Here is a 22,833-nt window from a genome sequence, read left to right on the forward strand (position 1 = left end):
CCTAGCTCGTAACGCCCAGAAGGCAGTCCTTGAGCATTCCCGCTTCCTCGGCGTTCAGCTCAACGACGAGACGCCCCCCGCCGTCAATCGGCACCCGCAGGATCAGGCTTCGCCCTTCCTTGGTGACCTCCATTGGCCCATCCCCTGTACGCGGTTTCATAGCAGCCATGTTCCAGTTCCCCTTTCACAATGCGCTGCGGGCTGTCCCCCAGTCACATGTAATCCTCTGTCGCACGGCTTCAAAAGCTGCTCCGGCGGCAATTGCCTTCATTATTCCGCACAAAGGTGACGCAAACGAAATTTCGTGTGTTCCCCGCCACAGGCCTAGGGTGGATAATCCCCTCCGCCGGGCAGCGGAGTCCATCTCCACAGCCATGCCACCCATACGATCTGCAGTGCCAGGAAGGCCAGCGCCACAGCTGTGCGGTAGGCGCGGGAACCGCTGAGGGACGCCAGGGCCAAGCCCAGCGGGAAGAGCGGCAGCAGCAGCCGGAACGTACTGGTCAGCGGGTTCAGGAAAGCCAGCAGGTACAGCACGTACGCCGCACACCACATTTGCATCTCAACGCCGAGCCGGCGCACCGGTTCGGACATCAAGCATGCTGCCGTAAGCGCCAGCAGCACCAGCAAGGCCGCCGGACCCATGACCGGCCCGAAAAGACGTTCAGCTTCACCAATCCACGGCTGAAACAACAGCAGGGTGTCTCCGCGCCATGCGGTCTCTGTGTCCGTGTATGCACGCAGGTCGCCCGTGTACACCCAGGCGATTGCCGGCCAGACGAGAGCTCCGATGCCGGAGGCCGCCGTCAGAACGCCCATCTGCAGCGCTTCGGCCCGGGGGAAGGCTGCCTGCTTGCGGAGCACCCAGCGGCGCAGGAAGAGAATGCCCATCATCAGGGCAAAGGCCACGCCCACCGGCCGGGACAGGCACATCAGCAGGACCACGGGCACTGCGGGCAGATACCGGCGGGTCACCAGCAGATACAGCGACGCCGCCAGCAGGAGCAGGTTCAGCGACTCCGCGTAGGGTATCTGCAGGATGGGTGACACCGGGCTCACGGCCACTAACAGGACTCCCCAGAGCGCCGCTGCCGAAGAGGCCCGCAGCACAAAAAGGCGGTACATCATCAGGGCGGCACCAAACCCCGCGGCGGTGGCGACCAGCGGGGCGAGGATTTCCCAGCCGAGCCCGGTGACGGCCGCGAGCGCCCGCACAAGTGCCGGAAAGAGCGCATAGAAGGCCCATTGATTCTCCTGCGCCCGTCCCGTCGCGTCGCGCGGGATTTCGTCGGGGTAGCCGCCGGCAAATATGCGCTGGTACCACTCGCTGTCCCATGCTCCGATGAACTGCAGGTACGACGGCGGTCCCGCCCACCCCCAGGGGTTCAGCCCCTGTTGGGCAGCCACTGCCACCAGTACGGCGAACGAGAAGAGGCGGGCCAGTGCCCAGATCGCCAGGACCTTCCAGTACCACGGCCATCGGTGGAAGACCGCAGCCGCGCGGCCCGCGGTGCGTATCAGGGCAGCGTTGACGCGCGACGGCGGACGGATCTCCCGTTCCGGGGCCGCGCTATCCGGCATTGCGGACCCAGCAGCTTTCCAAATGGTCGTTCACATAACCGGTAGCCTGCAGCATTGCGTAGGCGGTGGTGGGCCCGACAAAACGGAAGCCCCGCTTCTTGAGGGCCTTCGCCAGGGCTGTTGACTCCGGCGTAATGGCCGGAACGTCGGAGATGTCCCGCGGTGCGGGCCGTTCAGAGGCCGGCCGGTGCGCCAGGAGCAGCGACTCCAGGCTCTCGCCGTCGGGCAGGTCCAGGAGCGCACGGGCGTTGGCGATGGCGGCGTCGATCTTTGCGCGGTTGCGGACAATGCCTGCGTCTGCCATGAGCCGTGCCCGGTCCGCGTCGGTGAACCGGGCCACCGCTTCCGGATCAAAGCCCGCAAAGGCCTCCCGGAAGGCGGGACGCTTGCGCAGGATCGTGATCCAGCTCAGGCCGGACTGGAAGGCCTCCAGGCAAAGACGTTCATACAGGGCACTTTCACCCGTGACCAGACGGCCCCATTCCTCATCGTGGTACTGCTGGTAATCGGGGCTCGCGACGGCCCAGGGGCAGCGCAGCAGCCCGTCGGCTCCCGCCACAGTGCTCATGAAGGCGTCCCCGGATCCTGGGGAGCGCGGCCCGGAGGCCGTTCGGCCGCTGCCGCGAGCGCAGCATCACGCTCGGCAAGGGCGGATTCCAGCCGGGCCAGGACAGCGTCCACCTGGTCCATCCGGTACCCGCGCAGAGCCACCGAAAACCGGAGCCTGCCGATATCCGCCGGCTGGACGTGGTCCGGCAGCAGGACCGGCGGCAGCCGCGGATCAGGTTCGGCCAGACCGGGACCGCCGGCGGCAACTGGACCGGCAACCGGACCGGACGTGCGGCGGGGCAGGATCCCTGTTGCTGCCAGAGCCACGGCCCCTGCTGCTATTACGGCTACGAAGACCAAAAAGGTTGTCACAGGACCATCGTGCCAGACCGGACCCGGACCCTTCCTGTTTCCGGCGCCGAAGCCGGACTACGGCGAGACGTGCCCGGCACTGTCGCTGATCATCAGCTCAACGGCTTCCGCCGGGTCGTCCACGACGTGGATCAGGTCCAGGTCCCTCGCGGAAACCATCCCCTCAGCCAGCAGGGTGCCCTTGATCCAGTCCATCAGGGGGCCCCAGAAGTCCGTTCCGATGAGCACGATCGGGAAGGAAGTGACCTTCTGGGTCTGGACCAGGGTCATGGCCTCGAAAAGTTCATCCATGGTTCCGAACCCGCCGGGAAGCACAATGAAGCCCTGGGCATATTTGACGAACATGGTCTTGCGCACAAAGAAGTAGCGGAAGTTGATGCCCAGATCCACCCACTCATTCAGGCCGGTTTCGAACGGAAGCTCAATCCCCAGGCCCACCGACAGTCCGTCGGCCTCGACGGCCCCTCTGTTCGCTGCTTCCATGGAGCCCGGTCCGCCCCCGGTGATGACGGCCAGCCCCTCTTCCGCAAGCAGCCGGCCCACTTCTTCGCCCAGCTTGTAATAGGGAGAACCCGGCACGCTGCGGGAGGAACCAAAAACACTGACCGCCGGACCCAGCTCCGACAAGCTGCCGAACCCTTCCACGAACTCGCTCTGAATGCGCAGCACCCGCCACGGATCCGTATGCGTGAAATGCGTGTGATCGGAGGAGTCAAGCAGGTAGCGGTCCGATTGGGGTGCCCGGGCCTGCGCCCGGCGCAGCTCCACGGGACCGCGCTTACGGGGTGCGCCTGTTCGTCCACGGGATGTGTTGTCGCTGAATTCCATGCTTCAAGGGTAGCCACATGCATGTCCGGGATCTCACACCCGCCGCCGGAGCGGTTTGGTTGCTCTTGCGTCACGATTGCGGACGAAATGTGGACCAGGACACATCTTGGACACAATCATTGGATATCTTTCTTCTTATGACCCGTGACACAACTGAAGGCGCGACGCCTGATTCTGCTGCTCCTCTTGTCTCGCTTAAGAACGTCAACAAGCACTTCGGCGACCTCCACGTCCTGCGCAACATCAACCTTGATGTTGCCCGCGGCGAAGTGGTGGTGGTGATTGGCCCCTCCGGTTCCGGAAAGTCCACACTCTGCCGCGCCATCAACCGGCTCGAGACGATTGATGACGGAGAAATCTCCATTGACGGCAAAGTGCTGCCGGCAGAGGGAAAGGCACTCGCAAAGCTTCGTGCCGACGTCGGCATGGTCTTCCAGTCCTTCAACCTGTTTGCCCATAAGACCATCCTCGACAACGTGTCCCTGGGCCCGGTCAAGGTAAAGGGCATGAAGTCCGCCGAAGCCAAGAAGCTCTCGATGGAACTGCTGGAGCGGGTGGGCGTGGCCAACCAGGCCAACAAGCTTCCGGCCCAGCTTTCCGGCGGCCAGCAGCAGCGGGTGGCTATTGCCCGTGCACTGGCCATGCAGCCCAAGGTCATGCTCTTTGATGAACCCACTTCGGCACTGGATCCGGAAATGATCAACGAAGTCCTGGACACCATGGTGAGCCTGGCCAAGGAAGGCATGACCATGATCGTGGTTACCCACGAAATGGGGTTTGCCCGCAAGGCCGCCGACCGCGTGGTGTTCATGGCCGACGGACAGATCGTTGAAGAGGCCACTCCGGAGGAGTTCTTCACCCGCCCGCAGAGCCGCCGCGCCAAGGATTTCCTGGGCAAGATCCTCGCCCACTAGGGCGCCGCACCTCATGGCCGGAGCTCCACAGCTTCGGCAGTTTTCCTCGTTCCACCCGCACCAGATCCACCCGATTCACCAGATGGGGGCAACCCCTTGAAGAAGGCCAACCCGTCCGGGAGGCCGCTATGCAAGGAGAAATCATGCGCAAGACCCGTTACGCCGCAGTGGCATTCGCTGCTGCCGCCGCACTGTCCCTGTCCGCCTGCGGAGGCGACTCCGGCAACGAAGCCGGAAGCGGAGAGTCAGGCTCCGGAGACAAGGTCACCATCGGCATCAAGTTCGACCAGCCCGGCGTTGGCTTCATGGAAGGCAACGAGCCGAGCGGCTTCGACATTGATGTTGCCAAGTATGTGGCAAACGAACTGGGCTACTCCGAAGACCAGATCGAGTGGAAGGAAACCCCCTCCCTGCAGCGTGAGAATGTGCTGGAGAACGGTGAGGTGGACATGATCTTCGCGAGCTACTCCATTACCGATGCCCGCAAGGAACGCGTCGCCTTTGCCGGACCGTACTTCGTGGCCGGCCAGGACCTGCTGGTCAACGCGGACAACACTGACATCAACGGTCCCGAGGATCTGAACGGCAAGAACCTCTGCTCCGTCAGCGGTTCCACGTCCGCCCAGAAGGTCAAGGACACGCTGGCCTCGGACGTAAACCTGCTGGAACAGGGCGGCTACGCCAACTGCGTGACCGCCATGCAGGGCGGCCAGATTGATGCAGTCACCACTGATGACATCATCCTGGCCGGCCTGGCATCCACGGACGCCAACGCCGGCAAGTTCAAGGTGGTCGGCAACCCGTTCACCGAGGAGAAGTACGGCGTCGGCATCTCCAAGGACAGCGACCAGTGCGAGGCCATCAACACGGCCATCCGCAAGATGATTGAGGACGGTTCCTGGGAAGAGTCCATCAAGGCCAACACCGAAGGTGCCGACTACACCTACAACGAAGCCCTGAACCCGCCGGAGCCCGAAGCCTGCGCCTAACCGCGACATCCGGCCCGCCCGCCGGCTCTCCGCCACAGTGCATGTGCAGGGAGGGATCCTTCCTGCACATGCACCGGTTTCCACCATAGAAGAGGTACAACATGGGTGAATTCTTCGCCCTCTTCGAGGACGTTCCCGCCGCGTTCTGGGTCAACATCAAGCTCGCGTTCTGGGCCGGCCTCGCATCACTCGTGCTCGGAACGCTCCTGGCGGTGATGCGGATTTCCCCGATCGCCAGCCTGCGCTGGTTCGGCACCGCCTACGTCAACATCTTCCGCAACACTCCCCTGACCATCATCATGGTCTTCTCCGTGCTGGGTCTCTGGGGGCAGCTCCAAATCAGCCTCAGCTCCGACTTCACGCTCAACTTCTTCCTGCTGGCAGTGGTGGCCCTGAGCGTCTATCACGCCGCCTTCGTCTGTGAGGCGATCCGAAGCGGCGTGAACACCGTTCCCCTGGGCCAGGCGGAAGCAGCCCGGTCCATCGGCCTGTCCTTCCTGCCCGCTGCCCGGCTGATCATCCTGCCGCAGGCCTTCCGCGGGGCAGTGGTGCCGCTGGGCAACGTGCTCATAGCCCTGGTCAAAAACACCACTGTCGCCGCCGCGGCCGGCGTGGTGGAATCCTCCAACCTCATGAAGACGCTGATCGAATTCCGGCCCGACGTCATGACCCAGATCTTCCTCGTCTTCGCGCTCGGATTCGTTGTGCTTGTCATCCCCATCGGCCTGCTCACCACCTGGGCTTCGAAGAAACTGGCGGTTGCCCGATGAGTACACAGGCAGTTCTGTTTGACGTCCCGGGACCCAAGGCACGCAGCCGGATCCTCATCTTCAACATCCTCGGCGCGCTCGTCGTGCTGGCAATCCTTGCCTTCATCGTGAACGGAATGGCGGCAAAGGACCAGTTCGAGGCGGCCAAATGGACGCCGTTCCTGGAATGGTCCACCTGGCGCTATACGCTGCTCCCGGGGCTGCTCCAGACCCTCAAGGCGGCCGGAGTTGCCGTGGTTACCTCCATTGCCTTCGGCCTGCTCTTCGGCTTCGGACGGCTCTCCGGGCTGGCTCCGCTGCGCTGGGTGTGCGACGTCGTCGTCGAATTCCTGCGTGCCGTGCCGGTGCTGCTGATGATGATTTTCCTGTACCAGTTCTTCGCCAAGTCCACCCCGATGGAGGCAGCGAACGCTCCCTTCGCAGCCGTGGTGGTGGCGCTGACCCTCTACAACGGCTCAGTGATTGCCGAGCTGGTCCGTTCGGGTGTCTTCGGGCTGCCCAAGGGACAGCGGGAGGCAGGGCTGGCGATCGGCCTGACCCCCGGGCAGTCCCTGCGCAGCATTGAAATACCGCAGGCCCTGGTGGCCATGCTGCCGGCCCTGCTGGGCCAGTTCGTGGTCATCCTCAAGGACTCGGCCCTGGGCTACATCATTGGCTACTCCGACCTGCTGGCCAACGCCCAGCGGCTGGGGGCCGGTGAAGGCAATATGCTGCCGGCACTTCTGGTCGCAGCCGCCATTTTCATCGTGATCAACATCCTGCTGACCTTCACCGCGCAGCGGCTCTCGCGCCTGCTGGGCGCACGTGCCGGCAAGCTCCTGGTCCGTGAAGACGCCATTGACCCGGAAGGCGTGCAGGCTCCGGTGAAATAGCCGGTCGGTTGAAACAACAGAACCGCAGGAAACGTCATAAAGGGGAGGTCCGGCAGATGCCGGGCCTCCCCTTTATTGCATCGGCGCTAGCCCAGCCAGGTCCGCAGCGCAGCCAGGCAGGCACGCACCGCCCCGGCCGTAACATGCTCATTGTCGGTGTGGGCCAGCAGGGCATCCCCCGGACCGAAGTTCACGGCAGGGATGCCCAGCGCACTGAACCGGGCGACGTCGGTCCAGCCGTACTTGGGCCTGGGCTCCTCCCCCACAACGGCAACAAAGCTCGCCGCGGCAGGGCGGTCCAGCCCGGGGCGGGCACCGGCGGCTGCGTCGGTGCGGACCAGGTCAAAGCCGGACAGCAGGTTCCGCACATAGGCCTCCGCCTCCTCCACCGATTTATCCGGAGCGAAGCGGTAGTTGATTTCCACCGTGGCGGCGTCGGGAATGACGTTTCCGGCTGTGCCGCCCCAGATCTTCACGGCGTTGAGGGACTCACTGTAATCCAGGCCTTCCACGGAGACGGTAGCCGGTTCGTGGTCCCGCAGCCGGGTCAGGATCTCAGCGGCGGCGTGGATGGCATTCTCCCCCATCCAGGCGCGGGCGGAGTGAGCGGCCCGACCCGCGGTGCTGGCATGGAAGCGCATGGTTCCGTTGCAGCCGCCCTCCACGGTGCCGTTCGTGGGTTCCAGCAGCACCGCGAAGTCGGCCTCCAGCCACTGCGGGTAGCTTTCCTGCAGGCGTCCCAGCCCGGACAGCGAGGCCTCAACCTCCTCATGGTCATAGAACACGTAGGTTACGTCCCGGGAGGGATCGGTCAACTCTGCGGCCAGCGCCAGCTGTACGGCAACCCCGCCCTTCATATCCGTGGCTCCGCGTCCGTACAGCACTTCTCCGTCCCAGGACGAGGGCACGGTTCCGCGGGAGCCCGGAACAGTGGGCAGCGGAACGGTATCCAGGTGCCCGGCCAGGATCACGCGCTCGGCGCGGCCCAGCGAGGTGCGGGCCATGACGGAGTCTCCGTCGCGCACCACCTCCAGATGGGGCAGGGCGCGCAGGGCTTTCTCCACGGCGTCGGCCAGGCGCTTTTCGTTGCCTGACACGCTTTCAATGTCCATGAGGTCTGCGGTCAGCAAAGCCACGTCACGGGTCAGGTCCAGGGGCACGGCGGAAGAATTCAACATGTTTCCACCCTACCGATGTTGGGGTGACGGGCCAGAAGCCGGGCCGGTGCCGCCATTGCCGGCAGACACCGATCGGTAGACTTGCTCCATGACTTCACGCTCTTCCTCCCCGACCGCCCGCATCGCCTCCGGCCTGGGCCTGGCCACCATCACCGAAGACGGCACGGTGCTGGATGTCTGGTACCCGCGGCCCGTGCTCGATGGCCGGGACGCAGCCGATTCCTCTGCCGGCAATACCCTCGCGCCCGAGCTGGAAGCGGCCGCAGCTGCCATGACCGATGCCGACCGCGGCACACACGGCGAGGTGCTGCGCACCGAAATCGACCTCGACGCCGCTCCGGCGGACACCGCCGACGCCTACCTGCGCCTGCACCTGCTCTCCACCCGCCTTGCCGCTCCCAATTCGCTCAATCTGGACGGCATCTTCGGCAAACTGCCCAACGTTGTGTGGACCAACTTTGGGCCCTGCGCCGTGGAGGACTTTGAGACGGTCCGGCTGCGCCTGCGCGCGCGCGGCCCGCTGACGGTTTACGGCGTGGACAAGTTCCCGCGGATGACCGATTACGTGGTTCCCTCCGGCGTGCGCATCGCCGACGCCGGACGGGTGCGCCTGGGCGCGCACCTCGCCGAAGGCACCACCGTGATGCACGAGGGCTTCGTCAACTTCAACGCCGGCACGCTGGGCGTCTCCATGGTGGAGGGCCGCATCTCCGCCGGCGTCGTGGTGGGCAACGGAACCGATGTGGGCGGCGGCGCCTCCATCATGGGCACCCTTTCCGGCGGCGGGCGCGAGAAGATCGCCCTGGGTGAGCGCGTCCTGCTGGGTGCCAATTCCGGCGTCGGCATCAGCATTGGCGACGAGTCCGTGGTGGAAGCCGGCCTCTACGTCACCGCCGGCACCCGGGTGTCCGTGCTGGTTCCCGGCAAGGAACCGAAGGTGGTCAAGGCCGTGGAACTTTCGGGTGTCCCCAACCTGCTGTTCCGCCGCAACTCAACCACCGGGGCGGTGGAAGCCCTCGCCCGCAGCGGTGCCAGCGTGGAACTCAACGCTGCCCTGCACGCCAACTAGCAGCAGGTGCCCGTGCCTCCGGATTCCCGCTCACGGAACCGCTTCGGTTATCTCCCGGTCATGGTGCTGGTGATCCTGTTCCTGGTGGCCGTCACCGTGTATGCGGTATCGGTGCTCAGGGAACCGGAGGAGAAGAGGCGGGCGCCTGCTGCCTGCACGGCAACGGCGAACGGTGCTTCCTATTCACTGCCTCCGTCGCGCGCTGAAGTGGCCGCGCTGATCTCGGGGATCTCTGTCCGACGAGGCATGCCGGCGCGTGCCGCTTCCATTGCCGTGGCCACCGCCATCCAGGAGTCCAGCCTCCGAAACCTCGACTACGGGGACGACGCCGGTCCGGACTCCCGCGGCCTGTTCCAGCAGCGCCCGTCCCAGGGCTGGGGCAGCGAAGACCAGGTGATGGATCCGGTCTACGCCGTCAATGCCTTCTATGACGCCCTGGAAAAAGTACCGAACTACGCGGATCTGCCGCTGACGGTCGCGGCCCAGACTGTCCAGCGCAGTGCATTCCCCGACGCATATGCCGATCACGAGGCGGAAGCGAAGGCCTTCGCTTCCGCCCTGACCGGCCAGTCTCCGGCTGCCCTGACCTGCACCCTGGATCCGCCCACGGCCTCCGGCAGTCCGGACGCCGTCCTGGCGGCGGTGACCGCGGTGTACGGCTCGGTGGATGCCACTGTTGAAGGAGACCGCATCACCATTGCCGGGACCGGCACGTACGGCTGGTCCCTGGCCCAGTGGTCCGTGGCCAACGCCGCCGCGCTTTCCCTGGATTCCGTGGCGTTTGACGAACGGCGCTGGACCCGTGCCAGCGGTACATGGGATGCGGCTCCCTCCTCGGGAAGCGCCGTCGTCGTCACTGTCTTTCGGGCGATGGACCAGTCCTAACCCGGATTGATCCGGGGAATCCATTAGTCTGTTGGTATGCGAATACTAGTTACCGGAGGCACGGGATACATCGGATCCCATACGACATTGGCGCTGCTGGAAGCGGGCCACGACGTTGTGGTCCTGGACAATCTGGCAAACTCCAGCGAGGAATCCCTGAACCGGGTCCAGGACCTGGCCGGGCGCAGCGCCGTCTTCGTGCGGGCTGACCTGCTGGACGAGGACGCCGTGGACAGTGTTTTTGCCGAGCACCGGATTGACGCCGTCATCCACTTTGCCGGCCTGAAGGCCGTGGGCGAATCCGTGGCGAAGCCCCTGTACTACTACCACAACAACGTGGGCGGCACCCTGAATCTCCTGCGGATGATGGACAAGCACGAAGTCCGGACCCTGGTCTTCAGCTCCTCGGCCACCGTCTACGGAGCCAGCGAAGAGGTTCCGCTGACCGAGAAGATGCCGATGGATGCCGTGAATCCCTACGGCCGCACCAAGGAACAGATCGAAGACATCCTGGCTGATCTGGGAGCTTCGGACGAGCGCTGGAACATTGCCCTGCTGCGCTACTTCAACCCCGCCGGCGCCCACGAGTCCGGCCGGATTGGCGAAGACCCCACGGGCGTACCCAACAACCTGCTGCCGTTCGTAGCGCAGGTGGCCGTGGGCCGCCGGGAGAAGGTCATGGTCTTCGGCAACGACTACGACACCGAAGACGGCACCGGGGTGCGCGACTACATCCACGTGGTGGACCTCGCCGCAGGACACCTCGCCGCGCTGGAATACATCACCACGAAGCCCGGCGTGCACCGCTGGAACCTGGGCACCGGCAACGGATCCTCCGTGCTGCAGGTCCTCGCCGCCTTCTCCAAGGCAGCGGACAAGGAGATCCCGTACGAGTTCGCCGACCGGCGTCCCGGCGACGCCGCCGTGAGCTACGCCGATCCCTCCGCCGCCCTGGCCGATCTCGGCTGGTCTGCGGAGCGCAGCCTGGACGCCATGTGCGAGGACCACTGGCGCTGGCAGAAGAACAACCCGCAGGGTTACGCCGCCTCCTGATCCAAGCGCTGATACGGAAAGGCCCCCGGAATCCAAGCGGATTCCGGGGGCCCTTTCCGTATGTTCAGGCTTTTGCGGGCCTAGCGCACGGGGTAGTTGCGCTCGGGCGAGCCCGTGTACAGCTGGCGCGGGCGGCCGATCTTGGTCTGCGGGTCCTGCATCATTTCGCGCCACTGGGCAATCCAGCCCGGCAGGCGGCCAATGGCGAACAGCACCGTGAACATCTTTTCGGGGAAGCCCATGGCCTTGTAGATCAGGCCGGTGTAGAAGTCCACGTTCGGGTACAGCTTGCGCTCGATGAAGTAATCATCGGCCAGGGCCTTTTCTTCCAGGCGCATGGCGATCTCCAGCAGCTCATCATTGCCGCCGAGCTTGGCCAGGATGTCGTGGGCGGTGGCCTTGACGATCTTGGCGCGCGGATCGTAGTTCTTGTAGACGCGGTGCCCGAAGCCCATGAGCTTCACGCCGTCTTCCTTGTTCTTGACCTTCTCCATGAAGGTTTCCGGTGCCATGCCCGTGGACTTGATCTCGCGGAGCATGTTCAGCACGGCCTCGTTGGCACCGCCGTGCAGCGGACCCGAGAGGGCGCTGATCCCGGCGGAAACGGAGGTGAACATGTTGGCGCCGGCGCTGCCGACCAGGCGGACCGTGGAGGTGGAGCAGTTCTGCTCGTGGTCAGCATGCAGGACCAGCAGCTGGTCCAGGGCCTTGATCAGGTCCGGGTCAATTTCGTACGGCTCGGCCGGAAGACCGAAGCTCAGACGCATGAAGTTCTCCACGAGGTTCATGGAGTTGTCCGGGTAGAGCATGGGCTGGCCCATGCTCTTCTTGTGCGCGTACGCAGCGATGACGGGCAGCTTGGCCATCAGGCGGATGGTGGAGAGCTCCACCTGCTCTTCATCGAAGGGGTCCAGAGAATCCTGGTAGAAGGTGGAGAGTGCGCTTACCGCCGAGGACAGCACCGGCATCGGGTGGGCGTCCCGGGGGAAGCCGCCAAAGAAGCTCTTGAGATCCTCGTGCAGCATGGTGTGCCGGCGGATCCGCTGGTCAAAATCTTCCAGCTCGGAAGCGGTGGGGAGATTCCCGTAGATCAGCAGGTAGGAAGTCTCCAGGAAACTGGAATTTTTCGCCAGCTGTTCAATGGGGTATCCGCGGTAGCGCAGAATGCCGGCATCGCCGTCAATATACGTAATGGCGGACTTTGTGGAGGCGGTATTCATGAAGCCGGGGTCATACGTGACGGTTCCGGTCTGCTTCAGCAGCTTGGAGACATCAAAGCCCTCGTTGCCTTCCACGGCGCGAACCCGGGGAAGCTCCAGGCGGTCTTCGGTGTTTTCCCCGTAGTGCAGCTGTGCACTGGGACGCTCAGTCATTAAGTCTCCTTCAGGAGTTTGAAGAAACCAGAGCTACAGGCGCTGCATGGATGGGAGCGCCCATAGTGTCAATTCCGCTAAATCTATTTAGGCAAAACGCTACCCTTTAGGCGGGCTCTACGACTAATCGAGGAGCGCGTTGTTGTGTAGCCGATACATACAGCTTTTGGTCAGGTGCGGTTATAAGCCGGCAGCAGTGAGCCGGGCAGCGGCAGCGGCCACCCGCTCGTCGGAACCGGTCAGGGCTATCCGGACGAAGCCGGCCCCGGCGTCACCGTAGATGACGCCCGGTCCGGAGACGATGCCCAACCGGGCCAGCCGCTCCACCGTTGTCCAGGTATCCTCCCCCGCTGTGGCCCAGAGATACAGGCCGGCCTCGGAGTGGTGGATCTGCAGCCCGAAGGCCTCCAGCGCAGGCACCAGCAGCTCGCGGCGTGCACGGTAGCGGTCCTTCTGCTCTGCCACATGCGCGTCATCCGCCAGCGCGGCCTGCATGGCAGCCTGCACGGGGGCGGGGACAATCATGCCGGCATGCTTGCGGCTGTTGACCAGGTTGGCCATGATCGCACTGTCCCCGGCCACAAAAGCGGCCCGGTACCCGGCGACGTTGGACTGCTTGCTGAGGGAGTAGACGGAGAGCAGCAGTTCATTGCTGCCGCCGCTTACTGCGGGATCCAGGATGCTCGGCACCGGGGAACCTCCGCGGGACGGGTCCCACTGTCCCCAGCCGAGTTCGGCGTAACATTCATCCGAAGCAACCACCGCGCCCACAGCCCGGGCGGCATCCACCAGGGTGCGCAGCGAGGACGCAGACCGCACGATCCCGGTGGGGTTGCCGGGCGAGTTGACCCAGACCAGCCGCACCCGGGCGCGGACCTCGTCATCGAGCTCGTCCAAGTTGTCGGCGGCCACCGGGGTGGCACCGGCCAGGACCGCGCCCATGTCATAGGTGGGGTAGGCAACCGTGGGACGGACGACGACGTCGCCCTCCCCCAGCCCCAGCAGCAGCGGCAGCCAAGCCACCAGCTCCTTGGAGCCTACGGTGGGCATAATGTCCTGCGGATCCAGCCCGGGCACATTGCGCCGTCGTGCGTACCACTGGGCAATTGCTTCGCGAAGGGACTGTGTTCCGTGCGTGGTGGGATATCCGGGAGCATCCGCGGCCGCAGCCAGGGCCTCGCGGATCACCGCCGGAGTGGGATCCACCGGTGTTCCGATGGACAGGTTGACCCCACCGTCCGGGTGTTCGGATGCCAGCTTGGCGTACGGCGCCATGGCTTCCCACGGGTACTCCGGCAAATCCAGCCCGAAGGCGCGGGACGGTACGGTGCTCATGCCTCTTGGTTCTGCGGCGGCAGCACGGCAATGATCGGGTGATCCTTGTGCGTGTTGCCGATCTTGGCGGCTCCGCCGGGAGAACCAAGGTCATCGAAGAACTCGACGTTGGCCTTGTAGTAGTCGGCCCATTCTTCGGGCGTGTCATCCTCGTAGTAAATGGCTTCGACGGGGCAGACGGGCTCACAGGCACCGCAGTCGACGCATTCGTCCGGGTGGATGTAGAGGGAGCGTTCACCTTCGTAGATGCAGTCCACCGGGCATTCCTCAATGCATGCCTTGTCTTTTACATCTACGCATGGCTGCGCAATTACGTACGTCACGTCCCTTGCCTTCCTGATCTGCGGACCGTCCCGAAGGAAAAAATCCGCGAAGTGTTGGTTCCACGTTAGTAGCCCAGACCATTATCTCCCAGCCGGGCAGTGCCCGCGTACCATGTAACGGTGAACGTTCCGAGCCCCGCCGCCCTGCTCCAAGCCCTGCCCGACGGCGCACGGGTGGTGGTGCGGTACCGCATCGAAGGCGGCTTCACCGACGTGCTCGGCTATGTGGTTGAAACAGACGCAGCGGGCGTGACGGTCGCCGGGCGCCGCGGAAACGTGACGGTGCCCTATGCCCTGATAACGGCCGCGAAGCAGGTCCCCCCGCCCCCGGAACGGCGTGCTCCGCGGCACTGAGGGCCGCTCCCTCCGGGGCTGCCGGGACCGCCGCTGCCGCCGTTGTCAGAGCCACACCGCCGTCGTCAGGGCCACACCCCCGTTAAACAGAACAACGGACGCTGCGGTTTCCCGCGGCATCCGTTGTTCTGTTTAACGATTTCTTGCTTTGACCTTGTTGCTATCCCGGATACGGGTGCTGTACGGCAATCTGCTCCGCCGCCGCATTTTCAGCGGCAGCACGGCGGTCACCGGCCAGGACCCGCGAGGTGATCATCAGGGCGACGATGGTGGCCGCAGCCTGGCCAAAGAGCCAGATACGCCCGGACAGGACTATGTCTGGCTGTTCCGCGAGGGATGTGCCGGTGATGATCAGCGGACTGTCCCACAGGTCCAGCGTAAAGAGTCCCAGCACCAGGTAAGCCAGCAGCCCTGCCACCGCGCTCCACACCACTTTGCCTGCCCAGAGGCCGGCAAACACGGTGGCGGCGCAGCTGAGGATCAGTGCGGCAAGCGCACCCAGGGGCAGACCCGTATCCCCGAGGTAGAGGATTTGGGCGTGCAGCCCGGTCCCCAGCACAGAGGCCAGCAGGCCGCCGAGCACCGCAGCAACCGGGCCCCGCCAGCGCGGGACCCGGTGCAGCGGCGCTGATGCCGTGGTAATGGGATTAGCTCTTGGCGCGGGCGCGGGTAACCTTGGCACGCTCGGATGCACCGAGGACGAGCTTGCGGATACGGATGGCCTCCGGGGTAACTTCCACGCACTCGTCTTCGCGGGCGAATTCGAGGGACTCTTCCAGAGTCAGCTTGCGCGGCGGGGTCAGGTTCTCGAAGGTATCCGAGGAAGCGGCACGCATGTTGGTGAGCTGCTTTTCCTTGGTGATGTTCACATCCATGTCATCGGCGCGAGAGTTCTCGCCAACGATCATGCCCTCGTAAACCTCGGAGGTGGGCTCCACGAAGAAGGAGCCGCGTTCCTGCAGCTTGATCATCGCGAACGGGGTGACGACGCCGGAGCGGTCAGCGATGAGCGAGCCGTTGGTCCGGTACTCGATCGGGCCGGCCCAGGGCTCGTAGCCCTCGGCGATGGATGCGGAGATGCCTGCACCGTGGGTTTCCGTCAGGAACTTGGTGCGGAAGCCGATCAGGCCACGGGCGGGAACGATGAATTCCATGCGGACCCAGCCGGTGCCGTGGTTGGCCATGTTGACCATGCGGCCCTTGCGGACGGCCATCAGCTGCGTGACGGCGCCGAGGTATTCCTCGGGTACGTCGATGGTCATATGCTCCATCGGCTCATTGATCTTGCCGTCAATCACCTTGGTGACAACCTGCGGCTTGCCGACAGTCAGCTCGAAGCCTTCGCGGCGCATCTGCTCCACGAGGATAGCCAGGGCGAGCTCGCCGCGGCCCTGAACTTCCCAGGCATCCGGACGCTCGGTCGGAAGGACCTTCAGCGAAACGTTACCGATCAGTTCCTTGTCGAGACGGTCCTTGACCTGGCGGGCCGTGACCTTGGCACCCTTGACCCGGCCGGCCAGCGGCGAGGTGTTGATACCGATGGTCATGGAGATCGCGGGATCGTCCACGGTGATCAGCGGCAGGGGCTTGGGGTTGTCAACGTCGGTCAGGGTTTCACCAATGGTGATGTCCTCGATACCGGCAACAGCAACAATTTCACCCGGACCGGCGGATTCGGTCGGTACGCGGTCCAGGGCCTTGGTGGCCAGGAGCTCGGTGATCTTCACGGTCTTCATGGTGCCGTCAGCGCGGGCCCAGGCAACGGTCTGGCCCTTGCGGAGGGTGCCGTTGAAGATGCGCAGCAGTGCCAGGCGGCCCAGGAACGGGGACGCGTCCAAGTTGGTGACGTGAGCCTGGAGGACGCCCTCGGGATCGTAGGTGGGAGCCGGGATGTGATCAATGATGGTCTGGAACAGCGGTTCCAGGTTGTCATTGGCGGGAGCTTCGCCGTCGGCCGGCTGCTCCAGGGAGGCAGCTCCAACGCGGGCTGCAGCGTAGACAACAGGAACGTTCAGGACGAGGTCCAGATCAAGGTCCGGAACTTCGTCCGCGAGGTCGGAGGCCAGACCCAGCAGCAGGTCCATGGCTTCGCTGACAACCTCATCAATGCGGGAGTCAGGACGGTCGGTCTTATTGACCAGCAGGATAACGGGCAGCTTGGCGGCCAGGGCCTTGCGCAGGACGAAGCGGGTCTGGGGCAGCGGGCCCTCGGATGCATCGACCAGAAGGACAACGCCGTCAACCATGGACAGGCCGCGCTCGACCTCGCCGCCGAAGTCAGCGTGGCCGGGGGTGTCGATGACGTTGATGGTGATGGTTTCACCCTTGGCAGCCGGTCCGTTGTAGAACACCGTGGTGTTCTTGGCCAGGATCGTGATGCCCTTTTCGCGCTCCAGGTCACCGGAGTCCATCACGCGTTCTTCCACGTCACCATGGGCGGCAAACGAGTTCGTCTGCTTCAGCATGGCGTCGACGAGCGTCGTCTTACCGTGGTCAACGTGGGCCACAATCGCAACGTTGCGGAGATCGCTTCGTACTGCGGTGTTTACAGCCGTGTTGGTTTCTGACATGCGTGAGGACTCAATTCATAGGAGATAAGTTCGAAGGTGGTGCACAGTAGCCCGGTCATGTGTCCGGGTTGATCCGGCCGTTCTGTACGAATCCCGCTCTGCACGTATGCTCCGTAAGAATGTACCGAAGGCGCCGCCGTCAGCGGGCACGCTACTATTCTAATCCGAAGACCATAAGTTCCCTAATGGGCGTGTTTTGCACCCCATGGCAGGGTTGCAGATACAGGGAAGGCAGGCGGCCCGACGGGCTGCCTGCCTTCCCTGTATGTCGCGGTGTACGAGCCGTTAGGCGACGGCCGGCGGGAGCATCAGCCCCGCACCGGGAATCGCTGCCAGCAGGGCACGGGTGTACTCCTGCTGCGGGTTGTCGAACACATCGTCGGTGGAGCCGGTCTCGACAATCCGGCCCTTCTGCATGACGCAGACCTGATCGGCGATCTGGCGCACGACCGCGAGGTCGTGGGTGATGAACAGGTAGCTCAGGCCCAGCTCCGACTGCAGGTCGGCCAGAAGGTTCAGGATCTGTGCCTGGACCAGGACGTCCAGGGCGGACACCGCCTCGTCGCAGATCACCACTTCAGGATCCAGTGCCAGCGCCCGGGCGATTGCCACGCGCTGCCGCTGTCCTCCGGAGAGTTCATTGGGATAGCGCTGCATCATTGACGCCGGCAGGGAGACCTGGTCCAGCAGTGCGCGGACCTTCTTCTCCCGGCTCTTGGAGTTTCCGATGCCGTGCACCCGCAGGGGCTCTTCAATGGTCCGGTAGATGTTGTACATCGGATCCAGGGAACCGTAGGGATCCTGGAAGATCGGCTGTACCCGCCGGCGGAAGTCGAACATCTTCTTGCGGTTCAGCGTGGTGATGTCCACGCCGTCAAACAGGATGTCGCCTCCGGTGGCCTTTTCCAGGCCGAGCACCATGCGGGCCACGGTGGACTTGCCGGAACCCGACTCCCCCACCACAGCGGTGGTGGTGCCGCGCGGAATTGAGAAGGACACATCGTCAACGGCCGTGAAGTCCGTGGACTTGCCCAGCGCACCGCGCAGCTTGAACACCTTCGAGAGGTGCTTGACTTCGATGATGCTCTCGTTCGTGACCGCTTCAGGGCTGGAGGCCAGGACCTCCGAACCCTCCATGCCCAGGGACTTGGCCGTCTGAATCCGCCGGGAAGCGAGGGACGGTGCTGATTCCACGAGCTTGCGGGTGTACGGGTGCTGCGGGTTGGTCAGGAGCTCCAGTGCGGGGCCGGCTTCGACCACCTGCCCCTTGTACATCACCACAACCTTGTGCGCGCGCTCGGCGGCGAGGCCGAGGTCGTGCGTGATGAGCAGGACAGCAGTGCCCAGCTCATCCGTCATGCGGTCCAGATGGTCCAGGATCTGGCGCTGCACCGTAACGTCCAGGGCCGACGTCGGCTCATCAGCGATGAGCAGGCGCGGACGGCAGGAGAGTCCAATGGCAATCAGCGCGCGCTGGCGCATGCCGCCGGAGAACTCGTGCGGGTACTGGTTGGCGCGCTCCGCAGCATCCGGCAGGCCGGCTTCGCTGAGGACCTGTGCAATGTCCTTGGCATCGTGCGGCAGGCCGTTGGCCCGCAGCGTTTCCTTGACCTGGAAACCGATCTTCCAGACCGGGTTCAGGTTGGACATCGGGTCCTGGGGAACCATGCCGATCGAGTTTCCGCGCAGTTCGATGATGCGCTTTTCACTCGCGTGGGTGATGTCTTCCCCGTCGAAGATGATGCTTCCGCCGGACACCGAACCGTTGGAGGGCAGCAGGCCGATGGCGGCAAGCGCCGTCGTCGACTTGCCGGATCCGGACTCTCCTACGATCGCGACCGTTTCACCGGGCATGATCGTCAGATGTGCGTTGCGGACGGCCGGAACATCGCCGTTGTTCGTCTTGAAGGTAATCGCGAGGTCCCGCAGTTCGAGCAGCGGTTGGGGCTGCCCGCCCAGGGCCTGCGCCTGGTTCATGCTTTGCGTAGACATGTTTAGATCCTTAGTCATCGCTTACGCGACTTGGGGTCGAGCGCATCCCGCAGGGCATCGCCGAGCATGATGAAGGACAGCACGGTCAGGGACAGTGCCAGGCCGGGCCAGAACATGGCCCACGGATTGCTGCGCAGGGAGGACTTCGCGGAGAAGATGTCGTTGCCCCAGGACATGACGTCCGGCGGCAGGCCAATGCCCAGGAAGGACAGCGTCGATTCGGCCACGATGAAGGTTCCCAGTGAAATGGTCGCGATGACGATCACCGGGGCCAGCGCGTTCGGAATGACGTGCTTGATCAGCGCGGACATGCGGGACACACCCAGCGACTGGGCCGCCGTGACGAAGTCCGCGTTGCGGATCTCGAGGACGGCGCCGCGGGTAATGCGGGCCACCTGCGGCCATCCGAAGGTCACGAGGATCAGGACGATTGTCCAGACATTGCGGTTTTCACGGAAGAACGGGAGCTGGACGACGACGATTGCGCCCAGGATCATCGGCAGTGCAAAGAAGATGTCTCCTACGCGGGCCAGGATGGCATCCACCCAGCCGCCGAAGAAGCCGGCGAGGGCGCCGATGACGCCGCCAAGAACCACGACGCCGAGAGTGGCGAAGAGGCCAACGGTCAGGGACGAGCGTGTTCCGTAAACCACCCGTGCCAGGACGTCGCAGCCCTGCTGGGTGAACCCGAGCAGATGGCCGGGAGCCGAGCCGCCGTCGGAGTTGATCAGCAGGCAGTTGTCGTTCGGCTGTTCATTGGTGAAGATGCCGGGGAAGAGAGCCACCACAAGCACGGCCAGCAGCAGCAGGGCGCTGATGATGAACAGCGGCTGCTTGCGCAGGCTGCGCCAGGCTTCACTCCAGAGGCTGCGGGGAGCGCCGTCGGCGGTGGAACTGTCGACCGCCGCGACCGGAGTTTCCTCTACGTCGGCCACGAAGTGTTCAATCGGGTATTGCGAGACCTTGCCGCGGTTTGCGGGGGTCAGTGCTTGGTTATTCTCAGGCATATCGAATCCTCGGGTCCAGCCACGCGTACAGCAGATCTACCAAAAGGTTGGCGAGGCAAAAAATCAGGATCAGCACGGTGACGATCGAAACGACCACCGGAGCCTCTCCGTTAAGCACGGCGCGGTACAGGGTGTTGCCGACGCCGTTGACGTTGAAAATTCCTTCGGTCACGATCGCGCCGCCCATGAGGGCGCCAAGGTCCGCACCCAGGAAGGTGGCCACGGGAATCATGGAGTTGCGCATGATGTGTACGACGACGACGCGGCGGCGGCTCAGGCCCTTGGCCGTGGCCGTGCGCACGTAGTCCGCATTGGCGTTTTCGATCACGCTGGTGCGGGTCAGGCGCAGTACGTAGGCAAAGGAAACCAGTCCCAAAACGATTGCGGGCAGCAGCAGTTCAGTGAACGTGGCGTCGCCGCTGACAGTCGGATTGGTCCAGGCGAGCTTGACACCGAAAACAAACTGCATGAGGAAGCCGAGCACGAAGATCGGAACGGCGATGACGACCAGGGAAAGGACCAGGACGGAGGAGTCGAAGATCTTGCCCTTGCGCAGTCCGGCCAGAAGACCGAAGACAATACCGAAGACGGCTTCGAAAACCAGCGCCATGATGGCCAGCTTCGCGGTGGTCGGGAAGACCTCGGCGATGATCGTGGAGATTTCACGGCCGGCAAAGTTGGTGCCCAGGTCGAAGGTCAGGACGCCTTTAAGGTACGTGAGGTACTGGATCCAGAAGGGCTGGTCCAGATTGTACTGGGCGCGGAGCGCGGCCTCGACGGCGGGCGTGCAGCCCTTTTCGCCGCAGATGGCTGCCGTGGGATCGCCCGGCAGGCTAAAGACCAGGAAATACAAAAGCAGCGTGGCACCCAGGAAGACGGGGATCAGCTGCAGGAAGCGCCTCAGGACATAGCCGGCCATCAGACGTCAGCCTCTGGCACGTGACGCGCATTCTGTGGGGGGTTGGTGAAACTCATTCGAAAGAGCACCTTTACATTGGAGCGACCCAAGGGCCCGGCTGCAGTCGCAGCCGGGCCCCTTAGGCTGTGAGGGATTACTTGCCGGTGATGGCGTGGTACAGCGGCACGCCGTTCCAGCCGAACTCAACGTTGTCTACGTTGGTGCTCCAGCCGCCCTGGGCAACCTGGTACCACAGGGGAATGGCGGGCAGATCTTCCAGGAGCATTTCCTGCGCCTGGTTCATCGTCTCGCTGCCTTCTTCAACCGAGGTGGCAGCCAGGCCCTTGTCCAGCAGGGCCTCGAACTCGGGGTTGTCGTAGCGCGCATCGTTGGAGCCTGCACCCTTGGTGTAGATCGGGCCCAGGAAGTTGTACAGCGACGGGTAGTCAGCCTGCCAGCCGGAACGGATGGAACCGGTGAGGACACCGTTGGTGGCCTCGGTGCGGGCTTCCTTGAAGGTTGCGTACGGCTTACCGGTCATCTCGATGCCGAGGTTGTTCTTGACACCGTTGACTACGGCTTCAACCCAGGTCTTGTGATCGCCCTTGTCCGCGTTGTACGCGATGGTCAGGGGCTGCGAGGCGTCGTACGGGGAGATTTCCTCCGCCTGGGCCCACAGGTCCTTGGCCTTGTCCGGGTTGAACTCGAGGTTTTCGCTGCCCGGCAGGTCGGCGTCGTAACCGTCCAGCACCGGTGCGGTGAAGTCCTCGGCAGGCGTGCGGCCGCCGGCGAAGATCACCTGGGTGATTTCGTCGCGGTTGATCGCCATGGAGAGGGCCTGGCGGCGGAGCTTTCCGGCTTCACCGCTCCAGTTCGGGAGGTAGTACGGGATGGCAATGGTCTGGTTGCCGGCGTACGGGGACTCGATGGAGCGCTCCTCGCCGAGGTCGCTCTTGAAGTTCTTGACGTCAGACGTCGGGATGGTCTTCAGGACGTCCAGGTTGTCGGAGATCAGGTCCTGGTAGGCCGTCGTGTCGCTCTGGTAGATCTTGAACGTCACGCCGGCGTTCTGGGCCTTCTGGGGTCCCTCGTAGGACTCATTCGGCACCAGCTTGATCTGCTGGTTGTGCTCCCAGGCGCCTTCACCGTCGAACTTGTACGGGCCGTTGCCGACGGGGTTTTCGCCGTAGGCAGCCGGGTCCGCCAGCGCTGCCGCAGGCAGCGGGTAGAACGCGCTGTAGCCAAGGCGCAGCGGCCAGTCGGACTCGGGCTGGCTCAGGGCCACCGTGAAGGTGGTGTCGTCAACGACGGTCAGGCCGGACATCGTGTCCAGGGTGGAGCCTTCAGCGCTGGCTTCGGCGTAGCCTTCGATGCTCTCGAAGAAGGTGCCGGAAAGCTGGGCGTTCTTGGCAGCTGCACCGTAGTTCCAGGCGTCCACGAAGGACAAGGCGGTAACCGGGTCACCGTTGGTGAAGGTCTTGCCCGACTTCAGCTTGATGGTGTAGTGCTGGGCGTCATCAGTCTCGATGGACTCTGCCATCTCGTTCTGCGGCTTGCCATCTGCGTCATAGCTGACGAGGCCGGCGAACAGCAGGTCCAAGATGGCGCCGCCGCCAACCTCGTTCGTGTTCGTGGGGATCAGCGGGTTCTGGGGCTCGGAACCATCCGCGATGATGACGCGACTGGTGTCGCCTTCCGCGCCGGACTGGGCCGAATCGTCGCCGCCGCCGCAGGCGCTAAGCGCCAGTGCAGCAACTGCCGCGACGCTGAGCAATTTGGAAGTGCGTGTGTAGCGCATTCCGCCTCCTATGTTCTGAAATAAGGCTGACTGGGCGTCAGCACTGCGGCTCTCGGGACAGTGAGCCGACTCACAAGTTCAAAAGCATATTGCTTTGGAGTACACCGTACTAATCACCGGCGG

The 22,833-nt window shown here is 64.1% G+C and carries 23 protein-coding genes; 8 read left to right on the plus strand and 15 right to left on the minus strand.

Going from position 1 to position 22,833, the window contains the following annotated elements:
- Position 1: 1 nt before the first annotated feature.
- The 5 genes from AC4D2Q_RS01435 to AC4D2Q_RS01455 form a co-directional block, all read right to left on the minus strand.
- On the minus strand, positions 2-169 hold the full coding sequence (locus tag AC4D2Q_RS01435) for a DUF3117 domain-containing protein (RefSeq protein ID WP_354177852.1): 168 nt from the start codon (positions 167-169) through the stop codon (positions 2-4).
- 155 nt (positions 170-324) lie between these two features.
- Positions 325-1,581: a hypothetical protein gene (locus AC4D2Q_RS01440; protein ID WP_490944426.1), complete on the minus strand. Its 1,257-nt coding sequence runs from the start codon at positions 1,579-1,581 to the stop codon at positions 325-327.
- Positions 1,571-2,149, minus strand: a complete 579-nt coding sequence (locus AC4D2Q_RS01445; protein WP_490926542.1) for a DNA-3-methyladenine glycosylase I — start codon at positions 2,147-2,149, stop codon at positions 1,571-1,573. The genes AC4D2Q_RS01440 and AC4D2Q_RS01445 overlap by 11 nt, the downstream gene beginning before the upstream one ends.
- Positions 2,146-2,502 (minus strand): DivIVA domain-containing protein, encoded by a 357-nt coding sequence (locus AC4D2Q_RS01450; RefSeq protein ID WP_490944428.1) that lies wholly within the window; start codon positions 2,500-2,502, stop codon positions 2,146-2,148. Before AC4D2Q_RS01450 ends, AC4D2Q_RS01445 begins: the two co-directional genes overlap by 4 nt.
- 57 nt (positions 2,503-2,559) lie before the next feature.
- The gene (locus AC4D2Q_RS01455) at positions 2,560-3,330 is read right to left on the minus strand and encodes an LOG family protein (RefSeq protein ID WP_490944430.1); all 771 of its coding nucleotides are present in this window, start codon (positions 3,328-3,330) and stop codon (positions 2,560-2,562) included.
- 137 nt (positions 3,331-3,467) lie between these two features.
- On the opposite strand from AC4D2Q_RS01455, the gene AC4D2Q_RS01460 reads away from it, so the two are divergent.
- The 4 genes from AC4D2Q_RS01460 (at position 3,468) to AC4D2Q_RS01475 (ending at position 6,875) form a co-directional block, all read left to right on the plus strand.
- Positions 3,468-4,244, plus strand: a complete 777-nt coding sequence (locus tag AC4D2Q_RS01460) for an amino acid ABC transporter ATP-binding protein (protein ID WP_490926539.1) — start codon at positions 3,468-3,470, stop codon at positions 4,242-4,244.
- Between the two features lie 143 nt (positions 4,245-4,387).
- Positions 4,388-5,233, plus strand: a complete 846-nt coding sequence (locus AC4D2Q_RS01465) for a glutamate ABC transporter substrate-binding protein (RefSeq protein WP_400931366.1) — start codon at positions 4,388-4,390, stop codon at positions 5,231-5,233.
- 101 nt (positions 5,234-5,334) lie between these two features.
- A complete protein-coding gene (locus AC4D2Q_RS01470) occupies positions 5,335-6,003 on the plus strand; it encodes an amino acid ABC transporter permease (RefSeq protein ID WP_490944432.1) in 669 nt (222 codons plus the stop codon).
- A complete protein-coding gene (locus tag AC4D2Q_RS01475; protein WP_490926537.1) occupies positions 6,000-6,875 on the plus strand; it encodes an amino acid ABC transporter permease in 876 nt (291 codons plus the stop codon). Before AC4D2Q_RS01470 ends, AC4D2Q_RS01475 begins: the two co-directional genes overlap by 4 nt.
- A gap of 86 nt (positions 6,876-6,961) precedes the next feature.
- Here AC4D2Q_RS01475 and dapE read toward each other — a convergent pair whose 3' ends face one another.
- Positions 6,962-8,053 (minus strand): succinyl-diaminopimelate desuccinylase, encoded by a 1,092-nt coding sequence (dapE, locus tag AC4D2Q_RS01480; RefSeq protein ID WP_490944433.1) that lies wholly within the window; start codon positions 8,051-8,053, stop codon positions 6,962-6,964.
- Positions 8,054-8,141: 88 nt separating this feature from the next.
- Here dapE and dapD point away from each other — a divergent pair, with 88 nt between their 5' ends.
- Genes dapD through galE form a run of 3 tightly spaced genes read left to right on the plus strand, consistent with a single transcriptional unit; the run spans position 8,142 to position 11,060 of the window.
- Entirely contained in the window at positions 8,142-9,122 is a 981-nt protein-coding gene (gene dapD / locus AC4D2Q_RS01485; RefSeq protein WP_490944435.1) for a 2,3,4,5-tetrahydropyridine-2,6-dicarboxylate N-succinyltransferase, read from the plus strand.
- 12 nt (positions 9,123-9,134) lie between these two features.
- On the plus strand, positions 9,135-10,007 hold the full coding sequence (locus AC4D2Q_RS01490; RefSeq protein WP_490944437.1) for a hypothetical protein: 873 nt from the start codon (positions 9,135-9,137) through the stop codon (positions 10,005-10,007).
- A 36-nt stretch (positions 10,008-10,043) separates the two neighbouring features.
- Positions 10,044-11,060, plus strand: a complete 1,017-nt coding sequence (galE, locus tag AC4D2Q_RS01495) for a UDP-glucose 4-epimerase GalE (protein WP_490944439.1) — start codon at positions 10,044-10,046, stop codon at positions 11,058-11,060.
- Positions 11,061-11,140: 80 nt separating this feature from the next.
- Here the strand turns inward: galE and AC4D2Q_RS01500 are convergent, their stop codons facing one another.
- The 3 genes from AC4D2Q_RS01500 to fdxA all read right to left on the minus strand — a co-directional run bounded on the left by AC4D2Q_RS01500 (position 11,141) and on the right by fdxA (position 14,091).
- Positions 11,141-12,433, minus strand: a complete 1,293-nt coding sequence (locus tag AC4D2Q_RS01500; RefSeq protein ID WP_490926532.1) for a citrate synthase — start codon at positions 12,431-12,433, stop codon at positions 11,141-11,143.
- Between the two features lie 180 nt (positions 12,434-12,613).
- The gene (dapC, locus tag AC4D2Q_RS01505; protein WP_490944441.1) at positions 12,614-13,768 is read right to left on the minus strand and encodes a succinyldiaminopimelate transaminase; all 1,155 of its coding nucleotides are present in this window, start codon (positions 13,766-13,768) and stop codon (positions 12,614-12,616) included.
- Positions 13,765-14,091, minus strand: coding sequence for a ferredoxin (gene fdxA, locus AC4D2Q_RS01510; protein ID WP_104052634.1), 327 nt, complete (start codon positions 14,089-14,091; stop codon positions 13,765-13,767). Before fdxA ends, dapC begins: the two co-directional genes overlap by 4 nt.
- A gap of 120 nt (positions 14,092-14,211) precedes the next feature.
- Between fdxA and AC4D2Q_RS01515 the strand changes: the two genes are divergently transcribed.
- Positions 14,212-14,445 carry a putative acetyltransferase gene (locus AC4D2Q_RS01515; RefSeq protein WP_490944443.1) on the plus strand — a complete coding sequence of 78 codons (234 nt, stop codon included), beginning with the start codon at positions 14,212-14,214 and terminating at the stop codon, positions 14,443-14,445.
- Between the two features lie 160 nt (positions 14,446-14,605).
- Here the strand turns inward: AC4D2Q_RS01515 and AC4D2Q_RS01520 are convergent, their stop codons facing one another.
- The 6 genes from AC4D2Q_RS01520 to AC4D2Q_RS01545 form a co-directional block, all read right to left on the minus strand.
- The gene (locus tag AC4D2Q_RS01520) at positions 14,606-15,028 is read right to left on the minus strand and encodes a hypothetical protein (protein ID WP_490944445.1); all 423 of its coding nucleotides are present in this window, start codon (positions 15,026-15,028) and stop codon (positions 14,606-14,608) included.
- 64 nt (positions 15,029-15,092) lie between these two features.
- Complete coding sequence (typA, locus tag AC4D2Q_RS01525; RefSeq protein WP_490944447.1) at positions 15,093-17,015, minus strand: translational GTPase TypA; 1,923 nt, start codon at positions 17,013-17,015, stop codon at positions 15,093-15,095.
- Positions 17,016-17,300: 285 nt separating this feature from the next.
- Positions 17,301-19,007 carry an ABC transporter ATP-binding protein gene (locus AC4D2Q_RS01530; protein ID WP_490944449.1) on the minus strand — a complete coding sequence of 569 codons (1,707 nt, stop codon included), beginning with the start codon at positions 19,005-19,007 and terminating at the stop codon, positions 17,301-17,303.
- Positions 19,008-19,021: 14 nt separating this feature from the next.
- Entirely contained in the window at positions 19,022-20,014 is a 993-nt protein-coding gene (locus AC4D2Q_RS01535) for an ABC transporter permease (protein WP_490944451.1), read from the minus strand.
- Positions 20,007-20,933 (minus strand): ABC transporter permease, encoded by a 927-nt coding sequence (locus AC4D2Q_RS01540; RefSeq protein WP_400931337.1) that lies wholly within the window; start codon positions 20,931-20,933, stop codon positions 20,007-20,009. The genes AC4D2Q_RS01535 and AC4D2Q_RS01540 overlap by 8 nt, the downstream gene beginning before the upstream one ends.
- Before the next feature lie 133 nt (positions 20,934-21,066).
- Positions 21,067-22,710 carry a peptide ABC transporter substrate-binding protein gene (locus tag AC4D2Q_RS01545; RefSeq protein WP_490944453.1) on the minus strand — a complete coding sequence of 548 codons (1,644 nt, stop codon included), beginning with the start codon at positions 22,708-22,710 and terminating at the stop codon, positions 21,067-21,069.
- Positions 22,711-22,833 lie beyond the last annotated feature (123 nt).

This window comes from Arthrobacter sp. TJ-178, assembly GCF_058269275.1.